Here is a 16735-nt window from a genome sequence, read left to right as displayed (position 1 = left end):
AAGTGTCCAAAAATGCGACATGAAAAAGGCCGGTAACATCTGTCACCGTCGAAAACCCAATGCAAGGCCTGACCCCAGCGAAGCTCTCCGTAGTAAAAAAAGGACGAAAGTCCGTCGTCATTTCATTCGCCTTCGGGAGCGGCTGCGCTGGCACGACTCCAGTCGAATTCCTGACCGAGCATGCTTTTCAATTGGGCTCGCTGGTTGTCATCCAGCACCGCCATGATGTCCCGGCGAACTTGACGTTTCAACTCGCCGACCTTCGCGTCAAGATCTTGCGATGACTCAATGGCTTGCCGATCCAGTCGGGCTTGCTGTTCGTCCGAGATCTCAAGTTCCGCGACCATTTGCGGATCTTTGAGAAACGCGACGATACCCATCGATTGGATTCGCAGTTCAAAGGCAATTTCCGTCAGACGCTCGACCTGTTTCGGCAATAGTATCTGACGGTACAAATCCTGCGTTTTGCGATCGAGTTCCGCGAAAGCGTCCGCGCGGCGTTTTGCACTCTCCGCGTCCCCTTGCAGTGGCCCGACCGGACGAGGGAGATCACGCAAGGTCTGCTGTCGAAGTTTGATTTGTTCTATCTGAGCTTTGGCCAACTCGGTTGCCTGCTCGTCTGTGACTTCAATTGCGTTGCGAATAGGTTTGTATTGCAGCAGCGAAAAGACGTCGTTGTGGACAAGCATCCCGGGAAATTCAGCCAAATGCCCGAAAGACTCGCGTGTTCCTGATTGCCCCGACATTTGAAACTCACGCGGTTCCGCCGCTCTGATCGGCGTTTCCTCAGTAGAATTAGGCACCTCACGCCGCTGATCCGGATCTTGCGCTGCAATCGGAGGAACTGCTCCGAACAGAAGCAACGCCAAAACGGCGGTGCTCATCAATTGAACGTTCATCATATCAAGCTTCCCTCTATTTCTTGCGTTGCATGTTCTCGATGTTATCCAGCCGAGACAGCAACTTCTTCAACTGATCTTGCTGCTGTGCCAATTGTCGCTTGCACATGGCCAGATCGGTCTTGAGTTCGTTGATCCGTTTGTCCTTTTCGATGCCTTCGATGTTCAACGCCTGGATCGCAGCGAGTGACACACCGATCCCATCGACCGGCGCGATCGTCTTATCGTCTTGCCCCAGACCGAACGCGGCGTGGAAATCCTGCGCCGTGGGGCCGAGGTGACGTAACTCGGGTTCATCGAACTTGAACTGCCAGCTCTGTATCGGCATTGATGCCACTTGATCCAGGACCTCCATCGGATCGACGCTTGCGAACGCCGTCTTGAGATTCTTGTCAGAGGATTGCGTGAGCGTACCAGCGATTTGAAGGTTTCCGTTGGGGGCCAAATTGAAGTTGATCGCCGGTCCAGGCCCCATCGTCACCCGTCCATCGGCTGTGATTACAAACTCGTTTCCGTTGGTGCCACTGCGACTACAAACAAAGGAACCGTTGTTCTGCGTGGCAAAGAGCCATCGATAACCACTGTTTGTGTCGGTGAAGGTGAATTTCGAACCGCCATTGTTGACCAACGAGAACATCTCTCGCTGAACCGGAGGGCCCCCCAGGTCGTTCTCCACGCGAACTCTGGCTTCTGAAAACGGGAACCCATTTGTATAGACATGCAGGGGAGCGTTTGCATTGTATGTCCCCACACCCACGCCCTCACCACCGACGCTCAACGCTTCTTCATTGGCCGTGTCGAAGACAAAAAACGGAAAAAGTGCGCTGTCGACTTGAAAGCCGATTCCACCATTGTGCAGCCCGTTTGCAGAGGAAAGACTCGTGATCCCAAATTCCTGGCCCGTGGGGACCTGGTGGATGGCTATCTGCATTCCAAGCCCATTTCCGGCAACGGAAATCCCCTGGCTGTCGACAACCAGGGCGTCAATTTTAGCATTGTCATAAACGCGAAATCTGTACTCACCATCTAAGTAGTATGATAATTGATTACTCAGGGAGTCGATGAAGTGAGTTGTTTCGCCTGTGCGAATGAAATGTATATACGGAAAGGTTGACTCCAAAATCAATTTTTCCCCGTTGATGACTTGACCGCTACCATTTGCGGCCAGAACGCAGAACAGAAGCAGAAATGAAAGGGTTGCCGTTTTCACCGCAAGCACTCCAGTGAAGGGTCGGTGGAGTCGCCGTCTTAGCCCCAGCGTAAGCTCAACAACGAACCACTCAAAATCGAACAAATTGACGATAAAACTTGACTGTATCTTCTCAACAAATCTTCGCTATCGATCAATGGAAAACACAATTTCAAAAGACTGCATTTTCTCAGTGGATCGAGTCGAGGGGGACATCGTAATGCAGGGTACCGCGAAACTCCCTGGTTTTCACTCGCGGAACTGAGTTTGATCGGATTCGTTGTCGTCACTGGCGTTTTGTACTTTCGACCTTTTCCAGGCGACTCATCAGTGACGTCAGCGTTTTCATCTGTTCGGACAACAGCACTTTCTGCTCATTCAATTCTTTGGATTGCAACTGGAGTTCGGATGCCTGGCGATCCAGTTGTCGTTTGCAGATGGAGAGATCTGTCTGAAGTTCCTCAATTTGCTTGTCCTTTTCGATGACTTCTATATTCAACGCCTGGATCGCAGCGAGTGACACACCGATCCCATCGACCGGCGCGATCGTCTTATCGTCTTGCCCCAGACCGAACGCGGCGTGGAAATCCTGCGCCGTGGGGCCGAGGTGACGTAACTCGGGTTCATCGAACTTGAACTGCCAGCTTTGCACCGGCATCGATGCGACGCGATCTAATATCGTCAACGGATCAACGCTCATGAACGCCGTCTTGAGATTCTTGTCAGAGGATTGCGTGAGCGTACCAGCGATTTGAAGGTTTCCGTTGGGGGCCAAGTTGAAGTTGATCGCGGGTCCAGGCCCCATCGTCACCCGTCCATCGGCTGTGATCACAAACTCGTTTCCGTTGGTGCCACTTCGACTACAAACAAAGGACCCATTGTCCTGGGTGGCAAAGAGCCATCTGTTTCCGTTGCTCGTGTCGGTGAAGGTGAACTTTGAGCCACCGTTGTTGATCAACGAAAACATCTCTCTCTGAACTGGAGAGCCAGACAGGTTATTCTCCACGCGAACGCTGGCTTCCGAAAACGGATATCCGTCTGCATAAACATGCAATGGAGCGTTGGCGTTGTAGGTCCCCACCCCCACGCCTTCACGGCGAACGCTCAAAGTTTCGCTTTTCGCCGTGTCAAAGACGTAGAAGGGGAAAGGAGAGCTGTCGACCTGGAAGCCAATACCGCCATCGTTTAGTCCGTGCGCAGAAGAAAGGCTTGTGATCCCAAACTTCTGCGATGTGTCGATCTGATTGATCGTAACTTGCCTTCCAGTTCCATCTCCGGCAACGGAGATTCCCTGATTGTTGACAACCAAGCCGTCTATTTTGGCATCTTCAAAAACGCGAAATTTATAGTTTCCGCCTACCAGAAAGGACAATTGATCAGTTAGCGGGACGATGTATTGACTTGATCCATTTCGATCAAATTCTATATGTGCCAAAGCGCCTTTCAGGTACAAAACCTCCGCTTGGATAGTCTGTCCATTGCCATTGGCGGCTAGAACGCTGAGCAGAAGCAGTGAGGCAAGGGCAACCGTTTTCATCTCAAGCACTCCGATAATTGGAACCGTGGAATTGACGAGTTTCCAAAATAAAACGCCGCAACTAACCACTCAAACTTAATTCAAGGGACAAACATTCATTCATCGTATCCGCCCTACGTCCAACGGCAATTGATTACAGTGGGGAAATGCGATTTTGTTTCGATTGAAGTAACTGCGGCTAAATCACCTTCTGTCAAGCATTTCCTCGAGCTTCAGATGGAACAAATGCTCACATGACGACATGATGCAGGTCCAGTTCAAAACGAGACAGCATCATCACTTGTCGCACTTTCCTTTTGGCTGGGGGCGACGCGAGAGGAATCATTCCGCTCATGGCGTCTAACATTCTCGATGTTGTCCAACCGAGACATCAATTCCACGAGTGTTTTTCTTTGCTCGGCAATTGACTCTCTCTGCTGCGACAACTGAGCATTCTGATTGGACAAACGCTCGTCCTGCTCGGATAGCAAGATTCCCTGTTTCGTCAATTGCTCCTTCTGTTGATCCATGTCTCGTTTGTAGGAGGACAACTCCACTTCCAGCTCGTCAATGCGATTGTCCTTTTCAACACATTCGATTTTCAATGCCTGGATCGCAGCGAGTGACACACCGATCCCATCGACCGGCGCGATCGTCTTGTCATCCTGGCCGAGACCGAACGCGGCATGGAAATCCTGCGCCGTGGGGCCGAGGTGACGTAACTCGGGTTCATCGAACTTGAACTGCCAGCTTTGCACCGGCATCGATGCGACGCGATCTAATATCGTCAACGGATCAACGCTCATGAACGCCGTCTTGAGATTCTTGTCAGAGGATTGCGTGAGCGTACCAGCGATTTGAAGGTTTCCGTTGGGGGCCAAGTTGAAGTTGATCGCCGGTCCAGGCCCCATCGTCACCCGTCCATCGGCTGTGATTACAAACTCGTTTCCGTTGGTGCCACTGCGACTACAAACAAAGGAACCGTTGTTCTGCGTGGCAAAAAGCCATCTGTTACCATTGCTCGTATCGGTGAAGGTGAATTTGGATCCGCCATTGTTGACCAACGAGAACATCTCTCGCTGAACGGGAGAACCACCCAGGTTATTCTCCACGCGAACGCTGGCTTCTGAAAATGGATTTCCATCTGAATAAACATGCAAAGGAGCGGTCGCGTCGTACGTGCCGATGCCGACTCCTTCCTCACGAACAGAAAGTGATTCGTTATTAGCTGTATCAAAGACATAAAAGGGATACGAAGCACTGTCTACCCTGAAACCGATTCCGCCGTTGTGAAGCCCCTGCTGAGAGGAAAGGCTTGTGACCCCAAACTGCTGGGATGTCGGTACCTGATCGATGATGATTTGTGTCCCCGTACCGCTTCCGGCAACGGTGATTCCCTGACTGTCAACCACCAATGCATCTGGCTTAGCCGTCTCGAAGACGCGAAACCTGTAGGAACCATTTAGCAGGAATGACAATTGATCAGTCAGACAGTCGATGTAGTGAGATTGATCGCTTGTGCGAGTGAATCGAATGTAAGGAAAGCTGGAATCTAACAGGACACGCTCACCCGTAAGACTTTGACCATCGGCCTTGACGGCGAAAATGCTGAACAGAAGCAACAGTGAAAGAACGGCCGTTTTCATCTCAAGCACTCCGAGAGAGGAACCTGTGGAGTCATTGAGGTCTTGCCAATCAAGCTCAACAACGAGCCACGCAATTCTGAATCGATTGAAAATCAACCACCATCGTATCCGCTGGTCGGCCTGAAGAAACGATTTTTGTGGTTATTCCAATCCAGATCTGCGATGCCCAAGAGATTTTTTCTGCACTGGTTTCGATCCTGACGCGTCACCAAGGGAGAAACGTGGTAGGAAAACGTTTTTTCAGACCTCGGACAATAGCCGCCATGAACACTGGCAACCTGTTCAGGTGTTGGCTGTGAAATGCTGTTTGAACGGGGACTCTATCTTTCCACAGCGATTCTGAACTTGCGAAATCGCGTTGTTGGAGGTGCGAGTTCATTCCACCGGATCGAGCTGCACGGGCAGCGTGTTTTCCCACTTCCGCTTCTTTTCTTCTTCACTTGGTTCGGTCAGCGGACGGACGACGTGGAAACCGACGGACAACGCGTCGGTGTGATACCAAATGCTGCGGGGAACCTGGGGATCTTGGTCCTTTCATTCCGGTGAAGACGGCATTCTTGCCGCGCTGCGTAGCTGATCGGCATCGTGCTCCCAACCGCCTCCGCGGACGACGCGGGGATACAGTTTCGTGGGGAGAGCTTCGCCGGGGTCAGGGGGACAGGCTTTGCATTGGGTTTTCAGCTGCAGTCTGTCCTCAATCGAAATCGGCAGTCGCCGCCACGACGGCGACTGGGCATGCCGTCGCTCTGCACGGCGGACTGAAGTGCCTTGACGACGGAGTTTCGCGAGTGGCCCAGCCGGCGGGCGATGTCCCGTTGCGAGAGGCCATCGACCAAGACCATCCACAGAGAGTCGGGCGAAGCGGAGTCGTCGAGAGGTCTCTCCAATCTTTGCAACAATTCGGCCACGCACCCCTCAAAAGAATCAAAAATCCACCCAGTCTTAGTTCGGCCAAAAATGCGACATTAAAAAGGTCGGCAACAGCTTTCGTGCCGAGGAGCCCCAGCAAAAGGGTCTTGTTCGGTAGCCCGGCTCATGGCGACAAAGTGCAAGGAAACTGATAAGCCAAGAGCGGCCGAGCCGACATGCTTAATTGATGGGTGGTGCGCAATATCCTGTCTGTCGCCACTTCGCGGCTTTTCGCATACGGAAATCTGTCAGCCCCATGGGGCTGACGCCCCATGCTTTACGCTGCCGTCGCATCCGCGACTGTGCACGGCTCGGCTTTTAAAACCACTTTCCCCCTATCGCTGTTTTCTCCTGCCTCTTCTTTTGGGTGATGAAGTGCCGCATCCTCAGCAGTACGCGAGTGGTAAGCATCCTGCCCGAAGTGGCGAAGACCTCCTGCCATCGCTTTCGTTCCTTCGCGACCGATCGGTCACCGCTTGAATCCCGAGTCTGCCCCAGGGATCGCACCGACTCAGCGGTGTGATTCGCCCACGTCTACACCTCGCCAAGGCGATTCTTGCTCAGTCGTTACTTGCTCAGTCGTTACTTGCTCAGTCGTTACTTGCTCGGTTTCAGGTAGCGATAGATCATCGCTCCGGTCAGTGCCCCGGCGATTGGAGCAAGCAAGTAGATCCACAATTGATCAAGTGAACCGGACATCAATGCGGGTCCAAGGCTGCGTGCCGGGTTCATGGACGCTTTGGTCAACGGGCCTGCCACCATGGCTTCGATTGCGATCGTTGCCCCCACAGCCAAGCCCGCCGTGATCGTTTCTTCTTTCGCGCCCGTGGAAACTCCCATCACCACCATCATCAGAATAGTGGTCATCATGAACTCGACCGCAAATGCTGACCAAGTGGGGAGCGAGGAGTTGGTTGCACCAAGTAGTGATTCATCCATGCCCAAGACGAGGCGAAGACAGGCTGCGGCGGCGGTGGCTCCCAAACATTGAACGACAACGTAGAACGCGGTTTCTTTCCACGTGATCTTGCTCAACGCTGCCATTGCGATGGTCACGGCAGGATTGATGTGCGCGCCGCTGATGTGACCGAACGTGTAGATCATCGCCATCACGACCAGACCCCACGTCAGCGCGACGCCGGGGTGAGTCAATAATTCTGATCGCTGTTGCACGACCATCGCGCCGCAGCCCATCAGGATCAAACAGTAGGTGCCAAGAAACTCGGCAACGCATCGACGTGTTAGGGGAGCGTCCATGGATCAAATCGCCGCTAGGATTTCGGGTGAGTAGAGAAAAGCGTACAAACCGACAAGTGACTTGGCATCTCGTATTTTGCCTTCGCGGATCCACCGGACGACTTCGTCACGTGACGCCACGCGATTTTGGATTTGCTCGGTTGCTTCCCGATCGGGTTGACCTTCCGTCAGCTCCGTCGCCAAATACAGATGCATCAATTCGTCGCAGATTCCGGGCGCTGAATAGAACTCGTGCACGAGCGACAACTTGCCAGCGGAGTAGCCGGTCTCCTCGATCAGTTCACGGGCTGCAGTGCTTTCCGCCGGCTCGCCAGGCTCTCGAGTACCCGCAGGCAGCTCCAGCAAGGTTTCGCGGACGGTCGGTCGAGTGTTCTCGATCAAGACGACCGTGTCGCGATCGATCACGGGAATCAGCACGACAGCGCCCGGATGCCGGATGACTTCACGCTGATACGTCTTGCCGTCGTCACCGCTCAGCGTCATCGCATGAACGTTGAATCGAGCACCACGCAACAAAATCGGTTCCTCTGGATCGCTCATGTTCGTCTGCCGGAAAAAGAAAAAGCGAGGGAAAGGAGCAACGAATCCATGACTGTTGAACCTAGTTGTAAAATTGCCGGAATCCGGAATACCGTGCTCAAGGGATTCCTGGAGAAATTCACGATACGAGCCCGGATTATTCATCAGCCGGCACGCGATAGCGTCCGGTTCCCGAAGTGGGAGAACCGGACGCTATCGCGCGGCGGCTGATATGTGCAGACTGTTTTCGCACTAGTGCATCGTCCAGTCTTGATTTTGGGGTTAGCCGTTTTGGCGTTAGCCACGGTTGAGTCGCGAAAACCGTGGCTAACGCCAAAACGGCTCATTTATCAAACCCGCGTTCCAAGACTGGACGATGCACTAGTGGTTTGTCTTGAGTTGCCAAGCCTCGTCAATTCAATGACTGCGAGATACTGTATCGGAAAGTTTGTCGAGCTGTAGCGGTCGACGATAGCGGGGTGGTTAAGTTTCTAAGTGGCATTGAGGGCCAATTGACCGTGAGTTTGTTCGGTTTTTTGAATTGCAATAAGCCCAAGGGTATGACTTCACGGGATCTCGTGAACATCGTCCAGGGGCAACTTCGGGGCCGGCGATGCAAAGTCGGCCATTGCGGGACCCTGGATCCGCTTGCAGAAGGCGTCTTGGTCGTCGGGCTCGGTCCGGCGGTGCGATTGGTTCCGATGGTGCAGGATCAGGCCAAGCATTACCGGGGCACGTTTCAGCTCGGGGCACAGTCTCCGACCGGCGATCTGGAGTTCGAACCAACCCTCTACCCAGACTTGCCACAGCCCACAGCCGATCAATTGCGTGCCGCCGCAACGGGTTTGACGGGGCTGATCACGCAAGTTCCTCCGGCCTATTCGGCTGTGCGTGTGGATGGTCGCCGCGCCTACGATCGTGTCCGCTCCGGACAGTCGGTGGAGATGCCATCGCGAACCGTTCGCATCGATCAGCTCGATGTGCTGGACTACGAGTTTCCCATCATGGAGCTGGATGTCGTCTGCGGCAGCGGAACCTACATGCGATCGCTCGGGATGGATTTGGCACAGGCGGTCGGCTCCACGGCCGTGATGACCTCGCTGACCCGCGTCGGCGTGGGGCCTTTTCGATTGGAAGACAGCATCTCGGTGGAGCAGATTCGTCGTGGTCCACTGGAGGATTTGCTGATGCCGCCCGCTCTGGCCGTCGTCAATCTGCCACAGTTCTCAGTGGGACCAGAGGACGATGAGCGATTGGGAAACGGGCAAACGGTGCAGGGTCGACCGATTCTTGACGGAAAAGAAGTCGAAAATGCCGATTTGGCGGCAGCGATGACCGAACGCGGCGATTTGCGAGCATTGGTGAAACCCAAGAACGGACTTTGGGGACCCTACCGCGTCTTCCCGGAACCGAGTTGACGCCCAATTAGGCAAGTATGGCAGTTTTTAGCGATCGGAAAACTTTTGGCATCTCCATGCATTGCTCCGGTGCCAACCCTGGTAATGATCGCGTGATGTGAACACGCCGATACCGAGAGATGAGCGGTCTGACTGCACGCACAGTCGGAGCCAACCACATCTCCTCAACGGTATCGCTTGCGGACTATGTCGGCTGACATCCAAGACGACGGAACACGAAACCCGGACTTCGGTCGCGACGTTTTCGCGATCGCGCTGGTGGCGATCACACTGTTAATGACGGTATCCGTCGTCACGCGTAATCCGGCCGATCCATTGGATACACCGATCTGGCCGATCAGCGTTTTTTATCAGCCTGATCAACTGGTGTACCCTCAAGCGCAACGGATCACAAACGCGTGCGGGTACTGGGGCGCTCTAGCAGCGTCGGCTCTGTTTGATGCGGTCGGGATGTCATCCGCGTTGGTGATTGCAGGCATCGGCGGAGTCGCCACGGCATTGTTGATGCGAGGCAGCCTCAACGCGCCGGTGCTCAGATCACTGGGCGGAACCATCATGATCGTGGCCGTGTCCACGGCGGCGGCGATGTTTCCTGCTCGCATGGAAGGGATGCCGGTCGTCGGCGCCGGCGGCTATCTCGGCGCGATGACGTCGGGATGGTTGCAGTCGCATTTTGCTCCCGGCGGCGGTTGGATTCTGACCATGAGTTTGATGGCCGTTGGGCTGCTGCTCACGACGGACTATGCGTTGCTCTACGCAGGCAAACGCCTTGTTGCGACCGGAACGGAGATTTCCAAACGCGGCATGAAGCGAGCCGCAGAGGCAACCCCGCGGTTGCGTCCCAAGCGTCGACCCTACGTGGACTTGAACGCTCCATTCGCGGGCGACGCGGATCATGCTCCGCAGGCGGCGTCGGGCGACGCGGAACAACGAGTTGATAGTCAGCATCGCGAGTTGACCGACCATGTTCCGACCGACGAAGCGAAGGTGACGAGCGAACCTCGCATCAAGTTCCGGCGTGCCAAACGCACCGGTGTCGCCGCAGAGCCCATGCCAGGAGCTGCCAGCATTGGTGCGAAAAATGCCGCTGCGGATGCCGAAGCGCTTGCCAGCGAAGAAGACGAACTGGTCAACGAAGAATACGATTCGTATGAAGGCGAAGGCGAATACGAAGACATCGAAGTAAACGAGCCCAACGAATCCGTTGTCCGGGAAATAGAGCTTGATGGCGAACAGGTCACCTTGCGCAGTGATGAGTCCCACGATGTGCCGGCTCCAAAGATCCGGCTGCCACAACGCAAGAAGTCCGACCCCAAGGAGGAGTTTCAGAAGAGCGTCAAAGAAGCTGCGCCGATCGGCACGGAAGACTACCGATTGCCACCGATTCAGTTGCTCGAAGCCAGCGATGACATCAGCTACGACGAACAGCTCTCTGAAGTCCGCCGAAAAGCAAAGATCCTGGAAGCCACGTTCCAAGATTTCGGTTTCAACATCCGCGTGGTCGAGATCGAGACCGGTCCGGTCATCGCGCAGTATGAGATCGAGCTTGAGGCCGGGTTGCGACTGAGCAAGATCACCGGGTTGGCGGAAGACCTCGCGATTGCGCTGCGTGTGCCGAGCGTACGAATTGTCGCGCCGATCCCCGGAAAGAATACCGTCGGAATCGAAGTCCCCAACGAGAAACGTCAAGTCGTCCGTCTACGCGACGTGATGGAAGAGTCCGACACGCGTTCGCTGAAGATGAACATTCCGGTGTTCTTGGGCAAGGACGTTTCGGGTAACCCGATGGTCGTCGACTTGGCCAAAATGCCGCACCTGTTGATCGCAGGTCGAACCGGTACCGGAAAGAGCGTGTGTTTGAATGCGATCATCACGTCCATCCTGATGACCTGTCGGCCGGACGAAGTTCGTATGTTGATGATCGACCCCAAGATGGTCGAACTGAGCGGATACGGAAAATTGCCGCACTTGATGCATCCGGTCATCACGGACATGCGTAAAGCCGAAGCCATTCTGGCGTGGGCCGTCGAGAAGATGGAGGAGCGATACTCGCTGCTGGCCAACGTGGGCGTTCGTCACATCAATAGCTACAACGATCTGGGACGAGAAGAATTGCTGCGTCGCATCGACATCGGTCCCGATGAGGACGACGGAAGCGTTCCAGACAAGTTGCCCTTCATCGTAATCGTCGCTGACGAAATGGCCGACTTGATGATGACGGCTGGCAAAGACGTTGAACAGCACATCATCCGATTGGCACAGAAGAGCCGTGCCGTCGGTATTCACTTGATCCTTGCGACTCAAAAACCGACCGTCGATGTCATCACCGGTTTGATCAAGAGCAACTTGCCCGCTCGATTGAGCTTCCAAGTCGCCAGTAAGACAGACAGTCGCGTGGTGTTGGACGAGAATGGCGCGGACAAGTTGCTTGGCAACGGTGACATGCTCTTCCTATGGCCAGGAACCAGCACGCTGATTCGTGGTCAAGGCACGTACCTGTCCGACGATGAGATCGACAACGTCTGCGCCCACTGCAGCTTGCTGGAACAGAGTTTTGTCGGCGAACTGATGAACCTCAAGGTCGTCGAGGGCGAGGAAGGCGGTGACTCGGAGGCTTTGGGTGAGGAACGTCCAGACATCTATGACAGTGCGGTCGAAGTCATCATCCGAGAAGGCCGCGGGTCTTGCTCGCTGCTGCAACGACACCTCGGAATCGGTTACGGTCGAGCGGCAAAGCTGATTGATTTCATGGCCGAAGACGGCATCGTCGGGCAGTACAACGGCAGCAAGGCACGGGACGTTCTGCTGACGATCGAGCAGTGGCACGAGATGCAAGGACTGGACCCAGAATCAGACTCCCCGTCCGACGACGAGGGGCAAGAAGTCGACGACGACTACGAAGAAGAAGACGAGGAAGAGTACGAGGAAGAAGAATACGAGGACGACGACGATGATGACGAAGATGTCTGACGCGTCTCAGTCGTAGCTCAGTCACTCATGGCCGACATCCACTGCTCAGCCGAGATCCATCAACTCGACTGGCACGAATGCGCCGGGAACGGCCATTGATTTCCAATGGAGGATGATTCCTGCCCGCCGAAAAAATTCAGACCTGGGCCGTTTCTATGAAGTTTCGGCGTCTTTTGATCTTCGCAAACTTGTGTTCGGGATCACATTGCCCCGTCGCGCAGCGATAACGGGACACGCTCCAACGCTAACGGTTTACCGGTTGCTCGATCGGAACAGAGCCCCTGACCCGTTTGTTATCTTGGGGCGGAGGGACGTGCAGAAAATACGTGTCCAGTCTCATCGTAAAGATCACGCGGAGCGATGACTGCTACGTAGATTTCGCGACATTTTTTTTTCGCACGTCTCAACGTCCCATGAACTCAAACCCGCTATGGAAGGGCACGAATGACTATCGCTCCCGAGAACCTGTCTCTGATCAAGAACCCAGCTCAGTTACAACGCAGTGTCGGTTGGGACAAACTGCTCGCCAGTTCGCCGGCAGCACGCAGCAACCTCAGAAACTATATCGTTCTGCAGTTGGCGGCTGCGGGTCTGCCTGTTCCTGAGTCCAAGTCAGGCGACTCGATGACGGAGTTCTCGGCAGGAATCCTGGAGAGTTTGCGAGAAAAGAATCGGCTGCTGACGGGATACCGAGCCCCCATCGACCAGCGTATCGAAGCTTTCCTGAAGCGTTACTTTGAGGACATCACCGGTGACCAACCGCTCCAGCTACCATCCAGAACGCTGACATTGGACCGACACGGGATGGCCCGAGAGTTGAGCCTGCCGATCGAGGGAAATTCATTCAAAACGGACTTGGTCAGTTCGTATCGGTGCAAGAACGGTGTGTTGAACAATCCCAAAGCAGACCGGCGAACCACCGCCGGTACCTTTCACATCGCCGCTGGCGGTCTGCCCGTTCCTGGTGACAAGTTCATTGTTCCGAAGGAGACATTTGTCGCTTTGTTTCGCGCTGCCATGTCGCCTCCGAGCGAACTCATGCAACTGCCGTACTCCAGCGAGTCCCAATCCACCGCCGCGACATGGGTTTCCTTGATGCTGCGGCCGCTTGTTTGTCCTGCGGTGGAAGGATACTGCTCAGAGAAATCGCTGGAAACGAGATTCTTTGTCCCCGGTTCCTTGGTCAGCAACCTCGATTTCGTTGAATCGATCTTTGGTAACGCTGGCGACCCGATGAGCCCGCGAAACGACGCGGGTTTGGACGTGGAACACTGGACCGGACACACAGGCTGCGTGATCCTGGCACCGCACCTTTGCACGCTGACCAAGAAAGAAGTCGGGTTGCCGCACATCGACAAGGCAACCGAGCGTCAACGCAAAGATGGAATGTGTTGGAAGAACGAAAGCGATCTCTACAACAACGGCACGGCATTCAAACTCACCTGTCGAGACCACTCCGGCGTGGTGATCACGTTGATCGCGGACAATTATTACGGGTACTGCAAAAAAGAAGTCAAAACGCAAATCAGTTTTGCGTGCAATTTGATGGGGGCAACGGAGGAGGAGCACGCCGGCGGCGCGCTCGCGTTCGCTTCGTACTCACTCGGCGACGAATTCCAAGTCAACAGCCGACGTTACAACGGACGAACGTTCGAGGACGTTGCCAGGGACTACGCTGCATTTGTGGATGTTCAGCCGGGGGGATACGGGATCGATCGCCATGATCCGACGGTCATCTACATTCCAGAGAAGGCGAAGGCAACGCTGATTGATCGTTGCGTGAAGTGGATGCATGAGGGCAAGGAGCAGCGAATCCCGCTCAAGCCGACCAATATTTATATTGCACCGTCGGGCTACAAAATACGCTTGGAGAAACACCCCAACGCACCGTCGTGGCGTTTGGTCGGTACCGTCGGCGATGGCATCTTTTGTCACAAACCCTGTACCGTCAGCGGCGGTGGCAAGAGTGAGATCAGCAAGAGCTTGGGCGACTACATGCTCTTCGGCCCGATCTTTGTCAGTGACCTCAAGTCCGACTTTGACTGGTTGGACAAAATCTTTAGCCGCGACTTTTCCGATCGTTGGTCTGAGTCCTACCCCGGACGCAAGGACTACAGTGATCACACCAGTCGCAGCGTTTTGGACCCGACTCGCAGTTTGGGCAGCGTGATCAAGTTGTTGACGCCGTCGCCCGATTTCAGTGATGCCTACAACGAGTGGCTCGGCAAGATCCCAGATCACGTCTACTCGCTCGCGTTGATCATCAAACGCTTTACCTCCGAAGGCATGCAGGAGAATTGGCACGAGCACTTCGGCGTCGACATCGTGAACGGCTCTCCGGGGCACGAACTCAAGATCGGCGAGCGCACTTTGGTCGGCACCTACCTACGCGTCGGACTGGACGGCTCACGCTGGCGTACCTTCAAACTTCGTCAGGACTTCATGGCAGCGGCCAAGGTCCAACGCGAAGACGATATCAGTTGCAGCGTCGTGTTGCCGGCCAGCGTCACTGGTGAACTCGGGGAAGCGATCAGTCCGGCTGAAAGCTATAAGTTTGTCGAGAACTGTGAGTTTCGATTGTTTCAACGGCCAGATGATGCAGTGCATCGCGGATTGGACAAGCAGACGGAATTTGACCTGTCTCAACCGGGCAACTTCATCAGCAATTTTCAACCGCTGACGAACGACGAAGTTCGCGAGATCATCGATGACGCGATCGAGTTCGACAAGTTCACCGGTCCGATGGAAGAAATGTTGTTGGAGGCAGCCAAGCAAAAGGATGGCTACGTGGTCAGCACCGCAGACCCACGTTTGATCGATGGACTGCCGACAAAGAATCCGAGGTACCTGCAAGATCGTCCCGATATGGTTAATGCGCGTGAGACTTACGTCGCTCGACGTGGAATCCAACTGCATCGAGCGCTCAAGGCGGACGACCCGGTCCACGTTCCCGTCGGCGCGGTGCTCTGCGGACGACGAAATAATCCGCCGGATCGCGAAGCCGGCATCCGCTCGCTGGCGGTGTACTCGCCATTGCACTACCAAGAGCTGCCCGAACTGTTCATGGACTTTGTCTGCTCGTTGACAGGCAAGAGCCCCAGTACGACGGGAGCGGGCAGCGAAGGTGCCCTGACCAAGGGGCCGTTCAATATGCTGATGCCGTCGATCGACTTGAACAACGCCATCGTCTCCATGATTCTGACTCAACTGGGCGGATTCAGCACCGCTGCAGGACACATCGGGCCGCGGTATCAAGTCGGTCATGACATTTCGTTGTTGATCCCCGAAGTCTGGTGTCGAATGGGACCGGAAGAACGTGATCCGCAAGAGATGATCCGCAAAGGCATGCTGGAACCCATCGAGGATTTTGAGCACAACGGGACTATGATTCCTGCCAGTCGACTCGGCTATCGCATCACGCGTCGTTTTGTTCGCACCTACTTGGCACGCGTCTTTGACAATCCCTCCAAGGTGTTCACGGACGAGATTCTGAAACCCGAACTTCAGGACCCGGACTCCTTTGCCGACGGCATATTGCACATTGCCGAGGCCCAACAGAAAGTCGCCAAGCGATACATGTCCGACGGCGGCTACGAATTGGCTTGTCCTCCACTGCGCGCGGTGCTGAGCATTTTGGCAACCGGCAAATACGAAGGCATGACGATTGATGATCCTGATGTCAGGAAACTCTTTACCAAAGAGTATCTGCTCTCAAGCGACTGGTATCAGCTTCGCCTGGAAGAGAAACAGTCGCGGGACATCTATCACTGGCGACAAAGCGTCGCACGCTTGGAAAACTACTTGGCCGATGCCGAAGAGGGAGATTCCGGAAGTGACTTGCAAATTCAAGACCGTCTTGCGTATGCCAAGCTGCAGTTGAAAGAAGTTTCAACCCCCGAGTATCTGCAGTCACTCAAGGGCACCTTGGGAGCGGATCCGATGCGTGTCGCGGCCAGCGACCCATCGCTCAGTCATCACCTGGTCGAGAGCTGAGTGACAAACGGATCTTGCTTCGCTCGACTCGACCTCCCGCAACTGTGGAGAATGCTGATTTAGTGAGCCGCAAGGCGCTAGCCGCGGGCCTAATGGGTGGACTGCTCAAAGTTTGGTGTTGTGTCTTTTTGGGTTTTCGCAAGTTTATGTCCCTACTGCCGGCGCAGCTGGTGGCCCCCAGTGAGCCTCAGGCGCTAGCCGTGGGCTTGAGGCGGATTGTGGTGCCGGCCCACGGCTAACGCCTGAGGCGGATTGTGGTGCCGGCCCACGGCTAGCGCTTGAGGCGGATTGTGGTGCCGGCCCACGGCTAGCGCCTGAGGCGGATTGTGGTGCCGGCCCACGGCTAGCGCCTGAGGCTCACTTTGATTGCGGTTCATGGAACAAAAACGTGGATTGAAAAAACAATGTCAATGCCAACC

The 16735-nt window shown here is 54.9% G+C and carries 10 protein-coding genes; 3 read left to right on the top strand and 7 right to left on the bottom strand.

The features are described from left to right. Positions 1-122 precede the first annotated feature (122 nt). From Pla52nx_RS16520 to Pla52nx_RS16490, 7 genes are all read right to left on the bottom strand, one after another. The gene (locus tag Pla52nx_RS16520) at positions 123-902 is read right to left on the bottom strand and encodes a hypothetical protein (RefSeq protein ID WP_146522601.1); all 780 of its coding nucleotides are present in this window, start codon (positions 900-902) and stop codon (positions 123-125) included. A 13-nt stretch (positions 903-915) separates the two neighbouring features. Further along, entirely contained in the window at positions 916-1830 is a 915-nt protein-coding gene (locus tag Pla52nx_RS16515) for a tail fiber domain-containing protein (protein WP_146522602.1), read from the bottom strand. A 544-nt stretch (positions 1831-2374) separates the two neighbouring features. After that, positions 2375-3625: a tail fiber domain-containing protein gene (locus Pla52nx_RS16510; RefSeq protein ID WP_146522603.1), complete on the bottom strand. Its 1251-nt coding sequence runs from the start codon at positions 3623-3625 to the stop codon at positions 2375-2377. A 257-nt stretch (positions 3626-3882) separates the two neighbouring features. Next, the gene (locus tag Pla52nx_RS16505) at positions 3883-5250 is read right to left on the bottom strand and encodes a tail fiber domain-containing protein (RefSeq protein ID WP_146522604.1); all 1368 of its coding nucleotides are present in this window, start codon (positions 5248-5250) and stop codon (positions 3883-3885) included. Positions 5251-5927: 677 nt separating this feature from the next. Next, entirely contained in the window at positions 5928-6158 is a 231-nt protein-coding gene (locus Pla52nx_RS16500; RefSeq protein ID WP_146522605.1) for a hypothetical protein, read from the bottom strand. A 598-nt stretch (positions 6159-6756) separates the two neighbouring features. Beyond that, the gene (locus tag Pla52nx_RS16495; protein ID WP_146522606.1) at positions 6757-7416 is read right to left on the bottom strand and encodes an MIP/aquaporin family protein; all 660 of its coding nucleotides are present in this window, start codon (positions 7414-7416) and stop codon (positions 6757-6759) included. A 3-nt stretch (positions 7417-7419) separates the two neighbouring features. Further along, complete coding sequence (locus Pla52nx_RS16490) at positions 7420-7956, bottom strand: NUDIX hydrolase (protein WP_146522607.1); 537 nt, start codon at positions 7954-7956, stop codon at positions 7420-7422. Between the two features lie 458 nt (positions 7957-8414). Here Pla52nx_RS16490 and truB point away from each other — a divergent pair, with 458 nt between their 5' ends. From truB to Pla52nx_RS16475, 3 genes are all read left to right on the top strand, one after another. Further along, entirely contained in the window at positions 8415-9353 is a 939-nt protein-coding gene (gene truB, locus Pla52nx_RS16485) for a tRNA pseudouridine(55) synthase TruB (RefSeq protein WP_342190171.1), read from the top strand. Between the two features lie 177 nt (positions 9354-9530). After that, entirely contained in the window at positions 9531-12323 is a 2793-nt protein-coding gene (locus tag Pla52nx_RS16480) for a DNA translocase FtsK (protein WP_408022649.1), read from the top strand. Between the two features lie 444 nt (positions 12324-12767). Beyond that, positions 12768-16316 carry a hypothetical protein gene (locus Pla52nx_RS16475; protein ID WP_231742463.1) on the top strand — a complete coding sequence of 1183 codons (3549 nt, stop codon included), beginning with the start codon at positions 12768-12770 and terminating at the stop codon, positions 16314-16316. Positions 16317-16735: the final 419 nt, after the last annotated feature.

This window comes from Stieleria varia (assembly GCF_038443385.1).
GTDB lineage: Bacteria > Planctomycetota > Planctomycetia > Pirellulales > Pirellulaceae > Stieleria > Stieleria varia.
Note: the sequence above shows the minus strand (reverse complement) of the source record. Positions and strands in the feature narration are given on the sequence as shown.